Source organism: Amycolatopsis sp. NPDC051372, assembly GCF_040682095.1.
Classification (GTDB): domain Bacteria; phylum Actinomycetota; class Actinomycetes; order Mycobacteriales; family Pseudonocardiaceae; genus Amycolatopsis.
The window spans coordinates 51,878-68,612 of the sequence record NZ_JBFBAF010000006.1; the positions used below are offsets into that span (position 1 = coordinate 51,878).

Annotated in this window: 10 protein-coding genes; 4 read left to right on the forward strand and 6 right to left on the reverse strand. The window is 67.4% G+C overall.

Annotation, left to right across the window (positions count from 1 at the left end; genetic code table 11):
* Positions 1 to 176: 176 nt before the first annotated feature.
* The 4 genes from AB0M56_RS11100 to AB0M56_RS11115 all read right to left on the reverse strand — a co-directional run bounded on the left by AB0M56_RS11100 (position 177) and on the right by AB0M56_RS11115 (position 10,796).
* Positions 177 to 725 (reverse strand): SMI1/KNR4 family protein, encoded by a 549-nt coding sequence (locus AB0M56_RS11100; protein ID WP_364173625.1) that lies wholly within the window; start codon positions 723 to 725, stop codon positions 177 to 179.
* Positions 712 to 9,291: a LamG-like jellyroll fold domain-containing protein gene (locus tag AB0M56_RS11105; RefSeq protein WP_364173628.1), complete on the reverse strand. Its 8,580-nt coding sequence runs from the start codon at positions 9,289 to 9,291 to the stop codon at positions 712 to 714. The genes AB0M56_RS11100 and AB0M56_RS11105 overlap by 14 nt, the downstream gene beginning before the upstream one ends.
* 477 nt (positions 9,292 to 9,768) lie before the next feature.
* Positions 9,769 to 10,200 (reverse strand): hypothetical protein, encoded by a 432-nt coding sequence (locus tag AB0M56_RS11110; protein ID WP_364173630.1) that lies wholly within the window; start codon positions 10,198 to 10,200, stop codon positions 9,769 to 9,771.
* 26 nt (positions 10,201 to 10,226) lie between these two features.
* Positions 10,227 to 10,796: a hypothetical protein gene (locus tag AB0M56_RS11115; RefSeq protein WP_364173633.1), complete on the reverse strand. Its 570-nt coding sequence runs from the start codon at positions 10,794 to 10,796 to the stop codon at positions 10,227 to 10,229.
* A gap of 288 nt (positions 10,797 to 11,084) precedes the next feature.
* On the opposite strand from AB0M56_RS11115, the gene AB0M56_RS11120 reads away from it, so the two are divergent.
* Positions 11,085 to 11,783: an acylneuraminate cytidylyltransferase family protein gene (locus AB0M56_RS11120; RefSeq protein WP_364173635.1), complete on the forward strand. Its 699-nt coding sequence runs from the start codon at positions 11,085 to 11,087 to the stop codon at positions 11,781 to 11,783.
* Here the strand turns inward: AB0M56_RS11120 and neuC are convergent.
* Both neuC and AB0M56_RS11130 read right to left on the reverse strand, forming a co-directional pair.
* Positions 11,759 to 12,889 carry a UDP-N-acetylglucosamine 2-epimerase gene (neuC, locus tag AB0M56_RS11125; protein ID WP_364173638.1) on the reverse strand — a complete coding sequence of 377 codons (1,131 nt, stop codon included), beginning with the start codon at positions 12,887 to 12,889 and terminating at the stop codon, positions 11,759 to 11,761. The genes AB0M56_RS11120 and neuC overlap by 25 nt on opposite strands.
* Positions 12,882 to 13,907, reverse strand: a complete 1,026-nt coding sequence (locus tag AB0M56_RS11130; protein WP_364173641.1) for an N-acetylneuraminate synthase family protein — start codon at positions 13,905 to 13,907, stop codon at positions 12,882 to 12,884. The genes neuC and AB0M56_RS11130 overlap by 8 nt, the downstream gene beginning before the upstream one ends.
* A 131-nt stretch (positions 13,908 to 14,038) precedes the next feature.
* On the opposite strand from AB0M56_RS11130, the gene AB0M56_RS11135 reads away from it, so the two are divergent.
* Genes AB0M56_RS11135 through AB0M56_RS11145 form a run of 3 tightly spaced genes read left to right on the forward strand, consistent with a single transcriptional unit; the run spans position 14,039 to position 16,719 of the window.
* Positions 14,039 to 14,992, forward strand: a complete 954-nt coding sequence (locus AB0M56_RS11135) for an ABC transporter permease (protein WP_364173644.1) — start codon at positions 14,039 to 14,041, stop codon at positions 14,990 to 14,992.
* A gap of 3 nt (positions 14,993 to 14,995) precedes the next feature.
* Entirely contained in the window at positions 14,996 to 15,811 is an 816-nt protein-coding gene (locus tag AB0M56_RS11140) for an ABC transporter ATP-binding protein (RefSeq protein WP_364173646.1), read from the forward strand.
* Positions 15,811 to 16,719, forward strand: a complete 909-nt coding sequence (locus AB0M56_RS11145) for a glycosyltransferase family 2 protein (protein ID WP_285974378.1) — start codon at positions 15,811 to 15,813, stop codon at positions 16,717 to 16,719. Before AB0M56_RS11140 ends, AB0M56_RS11145 begins: the two co-directional genes overlap by 1 nt.
* Positions 16,720 to 16,735 lie beyond the last annotated feature (16 nt).

Genomic DNA, 16,735 nt, shown 5'->3' on the forward strand with positions numbered 1-16,735 from the left:
CGGTCTCTGCGTGGCGACCGACGCCGCAACCGGCGCGTCACCCGAAGGTACCGCACCTGCCGGCAACGCAAAGCCACTCACCGCCAAGGACATGGTGGCGGCAAGTATTGCCGCGCGTTGCAAGGTTTTCATGTCACCTTCCCAGCTGAGCGAACAAAAGCAGGTAAGAGGTCTGATTAGAGAATCGGTTCCGGGGCGGCGTCGAACGAACGATTGCTTTCAGGCCACTCGGTGTACAAGGCATCCGAGACGAGACGACCGCTCAACAACTCGAGCAGGAACTCGGCCGTCGAGCCCTGGCGTGTTCCCCAGTCTTCGCCCGCGTTGTCGAGGAACACCACTGGCCAGTCATCGGGATCGAGATCCTTTGCCGCGCCCCAAAAATACGTGTGCGAGTCGTCCTCACCCCAGGGGATGAGACCGCCGGGTTCCGGGTGGAACAGATGCGGGTAGTCCTCCGGCAGCGCTTCTCGGGCTCCCGAGAAGAAGGAGAACTTGGCCTGCACCTTCCATTCATAGGCCTTAAGCCAGCCGTCACTCTGCACCGGTGACCAGACGTGTACAAACGTGGAGAACGTCCCAGAAGGAAAGATCGACAGAAGTCGCTTGTGCGACTCCGGGACGGAGAATCCCAACTGGTTCTCGACGATCTTCCAATCCAGTTCCGACTGCGCGGTACCGCGCCAGCCGACAAGATCTGCCAGTTCTTTCTCAGCAGGAGGCACGCTGGCCGTCCCTTCCAGGATCGTTGTAGATGATGATGTCGCACTTGAAACCGCCGTCGCCTTCAGCGGTGGCGTGAAGGCCCCACGGTATAGGCGATTTCCCGTCGTACAAGGCCGTCACCGCGTAATAGACCCTCTGTCCGGATCGGATCGCGCGTTTGGTGTCGATCTCGATCGAGTTCAGCATCTGAACGCTGTTGTTGAACGCGTACAGCGGCACGATGTTTTCGTTGGCGTTGCTCCCGAAGAACATGGCCGCCACCAGGTGGCTCCGGTGCATAGTCGTTCCGTCGAACCCCAGCGGGGTCGACGGGGTGCCCGCCCGTTTACGCGTTGCGGTGAGGCAGACCGCCGCTCCGGTGGCGCGAGTTCCCGCGACCCCGTTGAACTCGGCGTCTTCCATCGGTCCGTAGACCGGCTTGTTGTCCGGAAGCCCCTCCTCCTCGCAGCGGTCATTCGGCTCCTTGTTCTCAAGGTCGATCGGCAGCGGCGAAGGATCGGGGTTCGCATCCGGCTGCGTGTCGGTGATCTTGTTGGCGTCGTTGAAGTAGTCGGAGGCCTTGTCGACCACCTCGGTCGAGCCGGTAACCGCCGAGACAGCGTCGGCGATCTTCATCACCGTGCTGCCGGCAGCGAGCTGCGCGGCGGCATGCAATGCCTTGGTCAGCCACGGCGGCGGGGGCGGCGGCAGCGGCGGTCGCGGCCGGGTGATCGGAGGTGCCTTGATGCAGTGGCTACCGGTGCAGTGCGGGTTACGAGGTCCAGCCGGGCCAGGACCCGGGCCAGGTCCAGGTCCAGGACCCGGGCCGGGTCCTGGCCCGGGGCCAGGACCGGGGCCAGGGCCTGGCCCTGGACCTGGTTTCGGCCCGGGGGCCGGATCACTTTCGCTGAAATAGCCGACTATCTGCCAAACCACGACGACGACCATGATGATCAAGATCACGGCCACCACCGCCGCGCACAGCCACGCGAGCGCTACACAGACACCAGAGGTGGCCGCGACCGCCTCGGGCACCTCTATCGCGACCGGCGCGTAAATCGGTGTGCCCAGGTGGCCCGTCGGGTCGGTGTTGTCGAGGGCATCGTCGTTGCCGTACGTGTACCGGTTCGTCGACGTCGAGGTCGGTGACGGATCGAGGTTCAGGTCGTCACGGGAGAGAAAGCCAGCGCGGGACGGGGAGTACCAGCGGGCGGCCATGTTGACCGAGCCATCGGGTGCCGTCCACGAGCCCTGGTAGCCCAGGTCCGAGGTGTCGCCCGACGACGAGATGACCGAGCCGAACGGATCGAAGGCGCGCTGACCGTCGACGGAAGTACCTAGGTACCGCCCGACGACGTCGCCGTGCTGGTCGTCGAACAGCAGGCGGCCAGTGGTGCCAGCCGATTTGTCGGCCAGCGCGGTTCCGTCGGGCAGACGGGAAACCGTTCGGGAGCCGTCGGTCACGGTGTTGTTGGTCAGGCCGTCGTAGGTCATCGCCGTGCCGTTGCGGCTCTGGACCCGGTCGTCGCTGTCGTAGGAGTAGGTCGCTGCCCCCTGGTTGACGAGCCGGTCGAACGCGTCGAAGCCGTTCGTCGTGGTGACCCCGCCCTGCGTCACCGAAGCTGTGGTGCCGCGCTTGGTGTAGGTGTAGCTCGCGCCACCGCCCGAAAGCAGCTGGTTGCGCTCGTTGTAGCTGTACGCCCCGCCGTTGACCGAAGTCCGGTTGCCCGCGTCGTCCCAGCCGTAGGTGGTCTGCTGATCACCCGCGGTCCAGGACGTCAGACGGCCGACGCCGTCGTAGGAGTAGCTGTTCGCCGTCGTCGCGGCGCCAGGCCGGGTGGACGTCTTGGCCGTGAGGTGGTCGTCGTTGTCGTAGGAGTAGTTGTCGCCGAACAACGTCCGGCTCCCGGTGTCGGTCTGCTGGACGAGGTTGTCCGACGTCTCCCGGCCGAGGTCGTCGTAACCGATGCTCTCGCTCATGCGTCCGGAGACCGCCCGGTCCTGGGTGGTCGAGAGCCGGCCGGCTGTGTCGTAGCGGTAGTCGAGAGTGCGGCCGGTGACCGGGTCGGTCGCCGAGGTCATCCGGCCGGCACCGTCGTAGCCGAACGTCGCCGTGCCGGAGGCGTCGGAGCGCGTCGCGAGCGTGCCATCGCCGTTGTACGTGTAGACGGAGGTGCCCATGACCCCCGACGAGGTCCGCAGGTTGCCGCGGTCGTCATACGTGTAGTTCGTGTCGCCGCCGGGGCTGCCGAGCTTGGTCAGGCGACCGCCCGCGTCGTAACCGTAGGTGCGGTCCGCGGTCGCGCTTTCGGAGCCGGAACCGTGTTCGGCGACCAGGCGGTCCTGCGCGTCGTACTCGCGCGTGCGGCTGACACCGCCGGGCGAGGTCAAAGTCGTCGCCCGGCCGTCGGCATCGTAGGTCTGCGTCCACGTGCGGTCCGCGAGAGCGGTCGCTCCGGTGACGGAGGGCTCGATCACCGACTCCGGCAGCCCCCACGAGTTGTACGTGTAGTCCGTGGTGTGGCTGTTGCCGTCGACGAAGTGGCTGCGGTTGCCGAGGCCGTCGTACCCGGTGAGCGTGGTGATGGACTTGGTCGCGTCGACCTTCTCGACCTGTTTGACCAGGCGGTTCTGGAAATCGTAGCCGTAGTCGGTGACCCGCCCGTCGGGTGACACTGCGTGCAGCAGGTTGCCGTTGCCGTCGTAGGTGCTGCTGGAAGCGCGCTTCTGCTGTCCGCCGACGAGCTGCGCGATTCCGGTGGCCCGCCCTGCGAGGTCGTAGGTCTGCTCGGTGACCGCACCTGTCGGGTCCGTGACGGTGGACTGGCGGCCCAGGTCGTCGTAGCCGTAGGTGATCGTGCGGCCGGTCGGGTCGGTGACGCTGGTCTTCTCGTTGGCCGCGTTGTACGTCGTCGTGCTGACGAAGCCCTGCGCCGTCGTCGTGGACGTGACGTTGCCGGCGTCGTCGTGCTCCAACCGGCCGGAGTAGAACGCGGTCTGCCCGTCGTAGCGCTCGACCTGCGTGGCGGTGATCTGGTGGCCCAGGTCGTCGTAGGTGAACTCGCTGCGCGCTCCGGTCGCGTCGACCGTGGTGAGCAGCTCGCCGTTGGCGTCGTAGCGGTTCTCGGTGACCGAAGGCGTGTCACCGACCTGCGGTTCGGTCGTGGTGAGGACGTGGCCGTACGGGTCGTAGGTGTTGGTGGTGACGTGGCCGAGCGGGTCGGTGATCGTCAGCGGATTGCCGGCGTGGTCGAAGGTCGTGCGCGCGACTGCGGTGATCGGCTGGCCGCTGGCCGGGGTGTAAGCGGGCATCGTGCCGGTCGTGGGCCGGCCCATCGAGTCCCGGCCGGTCACGGTGACGTTGCCCGCGGTGTCCTTGGAGTGCGTGACCTCGCCGAATGTGTTGTGGCCGATTCGCTCGGTCTGTGCGACGTTCGGCGCGTCGACGCCGTTGGTCCAGACGTCCACCGGCGGTTTCGTGGCCGAGACCGGCTCGCCCGTGGCGTCGTAGGCGAAGGTCGTCTCCACCTGGCGGCCGTCGGTGTTGGCGATGGCCAGCCCGCGTTCGTCGTACGTGGTGGTCGCCGAGATGACCTGGCCCGGGCCGGCGGTCTGGTCTGTGCGCGTGACCTGACCGTCGGGTGAGTAGGTGTAGTCCGTGGTCTCCACACGCGACGGGTCCACCGCGCCGGTCATCGAGATCCGCGTGGGGTCACCGGCCGCGTCTCGGACGTACGTGGTTTTGCGTTTCAAGCCGTCGGGATCCGAGGTGGCGTCGGTGACGTACCCCGCCGCGTCGTAGGAGACCACGCCTTTGCGGCCGCCGGTCAGGACACCGACCGTGATGTTCCCCGCCGGGTCGTACGTGCGCTGTTCCAGCAGCACGTCGCGCGTGCTGCCGTTCGCGTTGTGGTAGCCCTCCAGCGTCTTCGACGCCAAGAGGTTGTCGTCGTAGTAGTCGTAGCGCGTGGAACGGTTCATCGCGTCCTGGTCGCGAACGAGCCGTCCGGCCGCGTCGTAGGTGTGGTTCTCGACCCGCAACGTGCCCTGTGCGTCGGGCGTCGCCGGGTCGGCCCCGACTCCGCTCGCAACCACGGACAGCAGGTGGTGCTGGTCGTCGTACTGCGAAGTCCACTGCGTGCCGGCGACATCGGTGGTGACGACCTTCAGCATGTCGGCCGAGTAGCCGTAGTGGACGGTTCCGCCGTCGGGGTATTCGACGCTGACCTGGTGGTCGAAGGCGTCGTAGCCGAACGTCGTCTTGCGGGCCTGCTCTCCGCCGGTCGCGTCGGAGATCTCGGTCGAGAGGATGTTGCCGTCGCCGTCGTAGGTGTAGGTGTTGACGGCGGTGTGGGTCACGCCGCTGATCGTGTTGAGCACGGCGGGGCTGGTGACCTTCGCGGTCTGTCCCAGCGGGGTGTACTCGGTCTTGGTCACCCCGAAGACACCGCCGCCCGCGTTGCCTTCGGTCGCGGAAACGCGACGCCCTATCCCGTCGTAACCGTAACTGGTGATCAGGCCCATCACATCACGGCTCGAAGCCAGGTCGCCGTTGGTGCGGTAGGAGCTGGTGGCGAGCTGTCCACGACGATCGGTCGCCTGGATCAGCAGGCCGGCTGGCACTTTGCCACCGTCCACAGAGGATTCATTACCACTCGAGTACGTCCGCACCTCGGTCGGCGCCACCGTCTGGCCGGCTGGAACCGGGTACGTCGTCGTGGTGAGCCGCCCCGCCGTGTCGTAGGCGAACGTGGTCCGGTACCGGGTGTCCGACGCCGAGCTCGACCGCGGGTCCGAGCTGCTAATCTTCTTGTCCCGCCGGGGATCAAGCGGGTCCGTTGACACCACGTACGTGGCGTAAGCCGTGTTGCAGGACGTCGTCGTGCGGCACGTCTTGGTGCTCAGCACGTTGCCCCGGTCGTCCGTGGTTTGTTCCGTGCGGTGGCCCAGTTCGTCGACCGTGGCTTTCAGGAAGCCCTTTTCGTTGTACTCCCAAGACTTCGTGAAGCCGTTGTGGAGTGTGGAGACGAGGCGGCCGCCGTTGTCGGCGTCGAAGTGGTAGGTCCAGTCGGGGTAGGGGCCGTGGAGTGTGACGGTGCGGTCGGCGTTGTTCTGCTGCGGCGCGTCGAGAGTCCAGGTCCGGCCGTCGTGGTCGGTGAGGGTGTGGGCGCGGTCGGCGCGGTCGTCGTAGGTGATCTTGGCGAAGGAGCGATCGTCCTGGGGCAGGGTGATCGACGTCAGTTCGTCGACGGCCTGCGCGGCCGAGAAGTGCTGCTGCACGGCCTGCGGGCTCAGGGTGTGCTGGTAGACCGCGACCTCGTCGATCGAGCCGGAGAAGTAGAAGTCGCCGCCGTTGGTGGAGGGGTAGTCCTTGCCGACGCCGGCGCCCACTGCCAGCTTGCCGAGCGTGCCGTGATCGATGATGCCGGCGACGGCGCCGATGGCGGCGCCGTCGAGGTACAGCGTCTGTTCGTCCACTTCGGACGTGAGCACGGCGTGGTGCCAGGTGTTGTCGTTCACCGGCGTCGAGCTCACGACCTGGCTCGGGCCCGTGACGTTGCGCGCCGAGAAGCCGCCGTAGAGCAGCCCGTCGACGCCGACGTACAGGATGGGCCGCCACTTTCCGGGCGCAGTAACGGGAAACGCCTGGTCGGCGTAGCTGAGCAAGGTTCCGCTCGCCGAGGTCTTGAACCACAGTTCGGCTGAGGCGGACATGTTCTGGGCGATCAAATCGTCGGGCAGCGTGACGTAGCTGGCCATGCCGTCGAAAGCCGCGGAGGTGTCGCTCGTACCGCCGAGCGCGCTCGGGCCGCCGAAGGTGAGGCCGTTCTGATTGCCCGCGTCGGCACCCGGGGTGCGGGCGACTGCGTTGGCGACGGTCGCACCGTTCTGCTCGCCGAGCCGCCAGTAGCCACGGGGACCGTCGTCCACCACCGAGCTGCGGTAGTGCGACCCGGCTGTCCGGCCGTAGGTGGTGCAGTTCGGTGCGGCGCCGGGACTGCAGACACTCGTCAGCGTGTCGCCGACGTAGGTGTAGGTCCACGCCAACGGCGCGTCGCCGGGGTTGGGCGGCGGCGTCTGCACCCGCGTGACGTGCCCGGCGTTCCACGTGATGCCGAGCGCTCGTCCCGAAACGTCGTTGGTGATCGTGGTGACGTGGCCGTCCGGGTCGTGCTCGAGCGTCTCGGTCAGCCCGGCGGGATCGGTGATCTTGATCAGCCGGCCGGCGTTGTCGAACAGCCACTTGCTGCCTGTGACGTCGCGCAGGGTGTAGAAGCCGGTGGCTTCGTCGTAGACAAGGTCGACGTTCTGGCCCTGCGGCGGCGCGAACGTGCCGTCGGGATTGCGGCCGAAGCGCGCCTGCCTGCCGTTCGGGTAGGTGACCAGCACGTCGACGACGACGTTCTGCGCTGACCGGTTCGGCACCAGCCGCGTGTCTAGCCGCGATGCCCAGCCGACGCCGAACGCCGTGTCACGCCGCGGATCCAGGCTGTTGTACGTCCTCGTCACCGACAGGTCGGGACCGACGGTCGCGACGGACGCGTCGGTCACCACCGTCGAGTAGTTCCCGATCTGCGGGTCGAGGCCGGGTCCGTTCACAGTGTCGGGGCTGCCCGCGAGGTGCGACGTGATCTCGGGCTGCGGCACCCGCGTGGTCAGTGCCAGCGGGCCGATCCAGTTCGGAGACGGGCTGACCGTGTCGTGGGTTTTGACGCCCCAGTAGTAGGTCTTGCTCCAGGAAAGCTTGCCGTCCGGCGGAGTCCAGCTCTCCGGTCCCCACGGCGAGTCGGTGCAGTTCTGCGTCAGCGCCGTGTCCGTGCACAGCCGGAACTGGAAGGTGAAGCCCTTGTTCGGCCAGTTGTCGTCGTCCACCGCGCGCGCGAACAACGTGGGGGTGAGCGTTTCCACGGTCGCACCGTTGCCGGGCTGCTGGTAGTTCGAGCCCGGCGGCACGTTGCTGACTTTCAGGGGAGCGACACCGTACGGCACCTCGTACACCACGTGGAAGTCCTGGCTGGCCGGGTTCCACATCGTCAGCTGGAGGTCGTACGTGCCGGGAGCCAAAGCCGTCAACGGGACGGTGATCGTCGCCTGACCGGTCGGTGGGACCGCGACCGACGGCGCGACACCCTGCGAGGTCTTGACCACCGGCCCGTTGTTCGGCTGCCGGACGATGTAGCCGAGCCGGTAACCCCCACCCGCGGGCCAAGTGGAGGAACCCTGGTTGGTCACCTTCGCCGTGAACGTGCCCTCGCGGTTGTTCGTCGGCAGCAACACGTCGGTGAGCTCGTAGCTCGCGCCCTCGGGTGAATAGCGCACGTCCACGTACGGAGCGTTGGGGGTGTCGGCGGAGGCGAACCGCTTGAACGCTGCGCTGTCACCCTCATTGGCCGCACGCAACGTGAAGCCGTTGCCGAGTGCCTGCCCGTGCGACCACTGCACCGCGAGGTCCTGCGGCAACGGGAAGGATGCCCAGCTCTGGCCGGAACAGTCGGCTCCCGTCAGCGCTGGAACCGTCGTGGTCGCGAGTGCCCGGCCGGCCGCGGCGCCCGGCCAGCGGGTGGTCGCGCCGGCCCAGCCCTGCGTCACCTCGAACAGCGTCGCCGGCCGTGCCTGGCACGACTGGACCGCGAGCGCGTTCACCGTCGCGCCGACGATGTACTGGTTGCGCAGCGTGTTGAGCACGTTGGAGAAATGCAGGTACGACCGCGAGATCGTGCGCCCGCCGTCTGATGAGCCGACCTCGAGAACGCTCTCGCCGGAGTGGTTCGCAGTGCTCCCCGAGCGAACGTACGTGTCGTCGGTATCAGCGGTGACCTTCGTGACCGACGGGTCGACCACCACCGGGAAGGCACGCGCCGGGTCGCGCAGCCATGCCTGGTCCAGGTCGATCCGCAGCGTCCAGGTCTGAGCATCGAGCTGCGCCAGCGAATACCGGACACCGTCGCTCCGGACGCCGCCACCAACCTTGGCGTCGGTCATGAAGCCGGCGGGAATCGTCGCGCGGACGTCGCCGGCGCTGTCGACCAGCCGGACGTCGCCGTCCCCGAGCTGCGGCCGCAAAGAGCCGGTGTGCAACGTGAACGAGTAGGGCTCGGCCTGAGCCGAGTGCAGGACGAGCTCTTCCTTCACGCCCAGGTTGGTCGCCGTGAGCCGCAGGTCGGTGCCGGAACGCGCCGACGGGTAGGTCACGGTGTCGCCCCCGACCTCCCCGCGCGAGGCGACGGCGTCCTGCATCGCGTAGCCGAGGCTTGCTCCCTGGCCCAAGGCGACGGTGGCGACCGGGTCGGCGTTCGCCGTGGTCGCCAGGCTGACGTCGGTGGCACCGACCTTCGGGTGCAGCCGGCCGTCGCGGCCGGGTTGCAGCGTCAGGTCGGTCCGCTGCCAGCTGCCGTCCGCCTGTCGGACGTTCGACTGTCCAGTGTGGACACGCAGGGTCCGGGTCCCGTCCGGGTTGTCGAAGGTCTCCGTGTCCGCCGTGCGGTCCTGCGGACGCTCGACTGCGTGCGGGTCGATGCCCGGCAGGTTGGCGTGCTGCGCCGTGGCCGGCGAAACGTGTTGCCGCGCAGCAACTTGAGTCTTCATCGGCGGCGGAGCCGCAGGACTGTCAGCCACCGCACCCGGCGGCCGGGGAGTATTTCGGGCGGGTACAGCGGGAACGGCGTTCTTGCCCACCCCGGCGCCCGAACCCTCTTGCTGCTGCGGCGCATCGAGTGACGCGCCCAGCGGCAACGGAGCATCGGGGTTCGCGTACTCGACCGCGGAACCCGCGACCGGAAGCAGAACCACGAGGACGAGCGCGAGAACAGACCATTTCCGCGCAGGACGGAACCAGCTTGAACGCAACAACGAGGACGCCCCCCACTACAGGAAACCCGGCAGTCCCCCGACGCCAAGCGGGAACGCTATGAGGAGGTCATCAAACGGTCAACAACTTGGAATGACGATTACCCGAATGTTGCAACCGAGGGTGATTATCGAATTACTCCGAGTGGTGTAAGCAGGTCGACGGCAAGATCGTCCGTTCGGCACAGCGCTCTGTGCGCGAATGGATCAAGGGCGTCAGTTCTCGAGACCGGCCGGCCGGTCGAGCTTCTCCTCGACGCGCGCCAGCCGCTCCTCGTACTTCGAGATGGCCGACAGGCGAGCCCGAATGCGCGCATGCTCGGCGCGGACCTCTTCGGCTTCGTCCGCCGAGTACTCCAACCGGTCGGTGAGACGACCGGCCGCGCCGGGGCGCTCGAAGGCGGCGACGCGGCTGTCGAGTGCCGCGAGGTGCGGCGCGAGGCGGCGTTGCTCGTCGTAGAGCCATTTCACGTGGCCGTCGAGGTCGTTGCAGCGCATGTCGACGCGCTCGACCTCCTTGCGCAGGTCGTCGATGCTCGAGCGAAGGGCGTCGAGCTCGGGGCGCAGCCGATCGTGGGCGATCTGCTCGATCCGGGGCCGGATCCGAGCCATCACGGGCTGTCCGGCCTCACGCACAATCCGCTTCACGCGGGAAGCGGTACGACGCAGCTCGCTCACTGCACAATCTCGATTCTTCCGGTTTCGCGCCACAGGTTCAGGAGCGTGGATTCGGCGTGCAGCTGGTGCTCGGCGGTGACGCCGACCTTGTCACCCCACGCGTGTTCGAAGCTCGTCTGATCGGGCTGGTCGAGGATGGACACCCCGGTCAACCTCAGCGTCGCCTCGGGGAAAAGCTCGCGGCACAGGTAGGTGACCAGGGTTCCCGTGGTGGCCCACACGGGCTGCGCCGGGTCCAACCCCAGCAGCCCGACCAGCGGAAGCACGAAGCGGCGGTTCGGGATCGGGACGAACCCCAGGTCGGCCGGCCACCAGTCCGGCAGGGTCTCCGGCTCCCAGAACAGGCGACCCGGTTCGGCGAGCAGGTAGAGGCGCGACGTGTAGTTCGCGAACGTGAAGGGCGACGCGGTCAGTCCGCGGTGCACGACGACGACGTCCGTACGCGAGCCGTACGTCGGCGTCGCATCCGGCTCGTCCAGGGCGAACGTGGTCATCCGGAACACGAGGTCACTGGAGTCGATGAGCTCGGCACGCCGGGCATCGGGCTTCATCGGGGCATTGCCCACGACGGCGATGCTCCTGACTGGTTCGCCGTTTCGGGCGTACGAGGCCAGCAAGTCGTGAAACGACGAGTCAATTTTGTCCATCGCGGCTCTACCGGACGCCTCGTCGGCGAGTTGTGTCGGATTCATCGCTTCCCTACCACGTCGTCAGGGGACGAAAACCCCCGGCCTCGAGCCGGATCCCCCCGACCGCCGTACACCGAGCAGACGGACAATAGCCGACGTAGACGATTCCCCGTCCGTACAGGGCGGCAAACGTGACCATTGGAGGCGCGCTCGGTGGACCGTTCTGTGGACACGTTAGCGATCGTCCCAGCCAGGGGCGGTTCGGTGGGGCTGCCGGGCAAGAACCTTGCGCCCTTCCTCGGCCGCCCGCTCGTGGCGCACACCGTGCACACAGCGTTGACGGCCGGAATCCGGAACGTGGTCGTCACGACCGACGACGCGGGGATCGCGGAGGCCTCCAGGACGGCCGGCGCGACGCTTGTCGACAGGCCGGCCGATCTCGCGCGGGCCGACAGCCGCACGCTGCCCGCCGTGGTCCACGCACTGGACACGATCTCGACGGCCGACGACACCCTCGTGCTCCTGCTGCAGCCGACCTCACCGCTGCGCACCGCCGAGGACATCGCCGAGAGCGTCGAGATCCACGGCGACCGGACAAGCGGATCCGTCGTGCAGATGTGCCGCTCCACCGACCACCACCCGCTCAAGGTGTGCCTCGAAACCCCAGACGGCGGTATCACGCCCGTGCACACGTGGGAGGACCTCGAAGCCCCCCGCCAGTCGCTGCCCGCCGTGTTGCGCCCGACCGGCGGCATCTACGTGGTCCGCGCCGGCGACCTCCGCCGTCACCAGCGGTTCTTCATCCCCGAAGTGCGCTGCCAAATCATCCCCGCCGACCGCGCCGTCGACATCGACACCGCCGAGGACCTGCGGCGCGCCGAGGAGCTCGCAGCAAAGCTTCAGCGGTCCACGAACACCTTGTAGAGCGACGGCTGCCAGATCTCCTCGCCCTCCAGCAGCTCCACGATCCGCCGGTGCGCGCCCGGCTCGCCGAACGCGGAATGCGGGTCGCACCTGCCCATCGCCTGCGCTTCACGGATCGCCGCCGCGATCCTCGCGGCGTCCGGATCGACTGTGACCACGCTGGGCGCCACGACCCGGTTGCGCTGGCGCGTGCCGACTGTGACCGACGGCGTCCCGAGCACCGGCGCTTCCCGCACTCCCGCACTCGAGTTGCCCAGCACCACGGACGCGTTCTTCATGAGTGTCACGAAGTACTCGAACCGCATGGACGGCAGCCGGACGAAGTTCGGCCCGGTCAGCCGGTCGAGCTCGAGCCGGATCTCGCGGCAGCCCTCGTCGTTGTTCGGCTCGATCACCACCCAGTTGCCGCCCTTGAGCACTGCGTCGACGACCGCGGCTGCGTTCCTCCGGTTGTGCTCGAGTTCGGTGGTGACCGGGTGCAGCGCGAGCACGCCGTAGTCGGCGAACGGGATCTCGTAGCGCCGCCGTACCTCCTCGAAGCCCGGCAGCTGAGTCGAGGTCAGGACGTCGACCTCGGGGCTGCCGACGACGAAGATCCGGCTCTCTTCCTCCCCCAGCTGGAGCAGCCGCCGACGGGCTTCGTCGTTGGCGACCAGGTGGATGTGGGCGTGCTTGGAAAGCGAGTGCCGGATGACGTCGTCGATCGTGCCGCTGACCTCGCCGCCTTCGATGTGGACGACGCGGATGTTCGCCAGCGAACCGACGATCGCGCCCGCGAGGGCCTCGACGCGGTCACCGTGGACGACGATCGCGGCGGGCCGCTCCTCGTGGACCAGCCTGGCCAGCGCCTGCACGGTGTTGGCGAGGACCAATGCCATCGGCTCGTCCTGGATCTGGTTCGGGATGAGATGCAGCCGCTCCAGCCCCGCCCGCTCGATCTCGTGGACGGTGTAGCCGTAGCTGCGCAGCATGTGCATGCCGGTCACGACGATGCGCGCCGTCAGCTTCGAGCTCTTCTGCACCGCGAGCATGACGTCGCGCAGCTTCCCGAAATCGGCGCGGGTCCCGGTGAGGAACAGGACCTCGCGCCGAGGCTGCTCAGCCAAGGTCCGCCCAGCTGACCTGCGTGTTCACTGCCAGCACCCGCTTGACCGGACGACCGAGCACCGCTTCGTAGTCCTTGGCCTTGATCTCGCCCGTGCCCGGCCGCTTCACCCAGACGTTCTCCGTGGTCAGCTGCTCACCCTCGGCGATGTCCTTGGTGGTGACCACGCACGCGTAGGCGAAGTCGATGGTCGGCTGTTCCTCGGCCAGGATCTGCTTGCTGCCGCCTCGCGCCGCGTGGATGAGGCGCGACCCCTCGACCAGCCTGCCGAACTCCTCCGGCGTCGAGGAGACGGGGATGTCGGGGCCTGGCCAGGACATGTCCGACGTGAAATGCCGCTCGAGCACCGACGCGCCGAGCGCGACCGCGCCGAGGCACGGGTAGATCGTCAGAGTGTGGTCCGACAAGCCCAGCTCGGCGTCGGGGAACGCGGCACCCAGCTCCGTCATCGCGCCGAGCCGCACCTGCTCAGGCGGCGTCGGGTACAGCGACGTGCAGTGGAGAAGGGCGAAACCGACCCCGGCCTCACGCAGGATTTCCACAGCCGGCGTGATGGAGGCGATGTCGTTCATGCCGGTCGACAGGATCACCGGCTTCCCGAACGACGCGACGTGGCGGATCAGCGGGTAGTTGTTGCACTCCCCCGAGCCGATCTTGAAGCCGGCGACATCGAGCTCAGCGAGCCGGTCGGCGGCCGCCCGCGAGAACGGGGTGGAGAGGAAGACCATCCCGCGTTCTTCGGCGTGCGCCTTGATTTCACGTTCGTCCTGAGCGCTCAGGGCGACCCGGTTCATCATGTGCCAGATCGGTTCATCCGAATTGCCGGGAACGACGTCGTTCGGAATCATTTCGTCGTCCACGACGTGGGTCTGGATCTTGACGACCTGCACACCGGCGTCGGCGGCGTCGTCGACCATCTTGTGCGCCTTTTTGGGGTCGCCCTCGTGGTTGATCCCGATCTCCGCCACCACGACGGGCGCGTGGTCGGCGCCGACCGGGTGCTGGCCGAGCATGAACATGGAGACCTCCGGGTCACTGCGGGGGCGTTCGGTCTGCTCGCGACCTTAACTGGTTCCGTCCGATGGTCCGTGTCACCCGAGGGATGCGCCCTGCCACGGATGCGAGACCTCCGATCGGTACCCTCGTCCACGTGCATGCCACCAGCACGGTTCACGTAGCCGAACCCGAGGTCTCGATGCCGTTACCACCTGCGTCGGACCGCAAGACGTTCTCCAGGGCGATCGCCGACATCAAGGAGGGTCTCGCAGCTCGCCAGCTGTGGACCCACCTTGGCTGGCAGGACATCAAACAGCGCTACCGCCGGTCGGTGATCGGTCCCTTCTGGATCACGATCAGCCAGGCGGTCATCGCGCTGGGGCTCGGCCTGCTGTACTCACAGCTGTTCAACCTGCCCATCCAGGTGTTCCTGCCCTACATCTCCACCGGGTTCATCATCTGGGGCTTCATCCAGGGTTGCCTGTCCGAGGGCATGGAGACGTTCATCGCGAACGAGGGGATGATCAAGCAGCTCCCCGCGCCGCTGAGTGTCTACGTGCTGCGCACCGTGTGGCGTCAGACGCTGTTGCTCGCGCACAACATGATCGTGTACTTCGTGCTGCTGATCATCTTCTTCGGCGCGCTCGACGGGCCGTACTCGCTCGGCACGAAGACCGGCGCCTGCGTCCCGGACAAGTTCTGCCACCCGGGCCTGAGCTGGAACATCTTCCTCGCCATTCCGGGTTTCCTGCTGCTGGGACTCACCGCGTGCTGGGCCGCGCTGCTGCTCGGGATCATCTCGACGCGCTTCCGCGACATCCCGCAGGTGATCAACTCCCTGATCCAGCTGCTGTTCTACGGCACGCCGATCGTGTGGCCGGTCGACCAGCTGGAGTCCGGTGGCGCGCGCGACAGTGTGTCCTGGGCGCTGCCGTTCATCAAGGCGAACCCGCTGTACCACTACATGCAGGTGACCAGGGCCCCGCTGCTCGGGGAGGCCGTGAGCTGGACCAGCTGGGTCGTGGTCGGGTCACTCACGATCGTCGGCTGGGCGCTCGCGCTCGTCGCCATGCGCAATTACCGCTCTCGCGTCTCGTATTGGGTGTGACACATGGTCAGCATTGACGTTCACAACGCGTACGTCGACTTCCCGATCTTCGACGCCAAGACGCGGTCGATGAAGAAGCGCGTGCTGGGCAAGGTCGGCGGCAAGATCGGCACGGACCAAAAGGTGCCGATCATCGAGGCGCTGCACGACGTGACCCTGAAGCTGCGCGAAGGCGACCGCGTGGGCCTGGTCGGCCACAACGGCGCCGGGAAGTCCACGCTGCTGCGCCTGCTCGCCGGCATCTACGAGCCCACCCGCGGCGCGGCCCGGATTTCCGGCAAGATCGCCCCGGTCTTCGACCTCGGCATCGGCATGGACCCGGAGATCTCCGGCGTCGAGAACATCATCATCCGCGGCCTCTTCCTCGGCATGACCGCCAAGGAGATGGAGAAGCGGGTCGACGACATCGCGGAGTTCACCGAGCTCGGCGACTACCTGCAGATGCCGCTGCGCACGTACTCCACGGGTATGCGCGTGCGCCTGGCGCTGGGTGTCGTGACCTCGATCGACCCCGAGATCCTGATCCTCGACGAGGGCATCGGCGCGGTCGACGCGGCGTTCCTCAACAAGGCCCGCGACCGCCTCAAGGACCTGGTGAAGCGCTCCGGCATCCTGGTTTTCGCGAGCCACTCCGACGAGTTCCTCTTCGAGCTCTGCGACTCCGCGATCTGGATGGACGAGGGCAACGTCAAGCAGCAGGGTTCGCTGCGTGAGGTCCTCACCGGCTACAAGGGCCGAGACCCGTTCGAGAACATGAGCCAGGAAGGCCTGGAGCGGCTCGGCATCGAGCCCGTGGGCACGAAGAACGGCGGGGAATGATGACCAGCGAGACCCAGCAGCTGCCCGAGGGCGCCGTCGTCGGCGTGGTGGTGACGCGCCACCGTCGTGAGCTGCTCGCGGACTCGCTGAAGATCATCGCCGCGCAGACGCGGCCGGTCGACCACCTCGTCGTGGTCGACAACGGTCCGGACCAGTCGGCACGGGACGTCGTCGAGGCGTACCCGTTGCCTTACACGTACCTGCCTTCGCACCGGAACCTCGGTGGCGCGGGCGGGTTCGCGCTCGGCATGCTCCACGCGCTCGCTCTCGGCGCCGAGTGGGTCTGGCTCGCCGACGACGACGGCCGTCCCGCCGACGAGCACGTGCTGCAGATCCTGTTGGAGGAAGCCGAAAAGCGCGGCCTCGCCGAGATCTCGCCGGTGGTGGCGAACATCAACGCGCCGGCCAAGCTCGCGTTCCCGTTGCGGCGCGGGCTCACGTGGAAGCGCTCGTCGGCGGAGCTGGGCACGGACTTCCTGCCGGGCATCGCTTCGCTCATGAACGGCGCGCTGTTCCGTGCGTCCACTTTGGACGTCACCGGCGTGCCGGACCTGCGCCTGTTCTTCCGCGGCGACGAGGTGGAGCTGCACCGCCGGCTCGTGCGCTCGGGTTTGCCGTTCGGCACGTCGCTGCGCACGACCTACCTGCACCCCGACGGCTCGGACGAGTTCAAACCCATGCTGGGCGGGAAGTTCCACGCGCAGGACCCCGAGAACGAGGTCAAGCGTTACTACACCTACCGCAACCGCGGCTACCTGCTCTCGCAGCCGGGCATGCGCAAGATCGGCGCTTTGGAAGTGATCCGCTTCGGCCTGTACTTCGTGGGTGTGAAGCGCGACCCGAAGGCATTCCTGCAGTGGCTGAAGCTGGTACGGCAAGGCCGGGCGGAGAAGTTCTACCGCTACTGAGACTCAGCACGAAAAG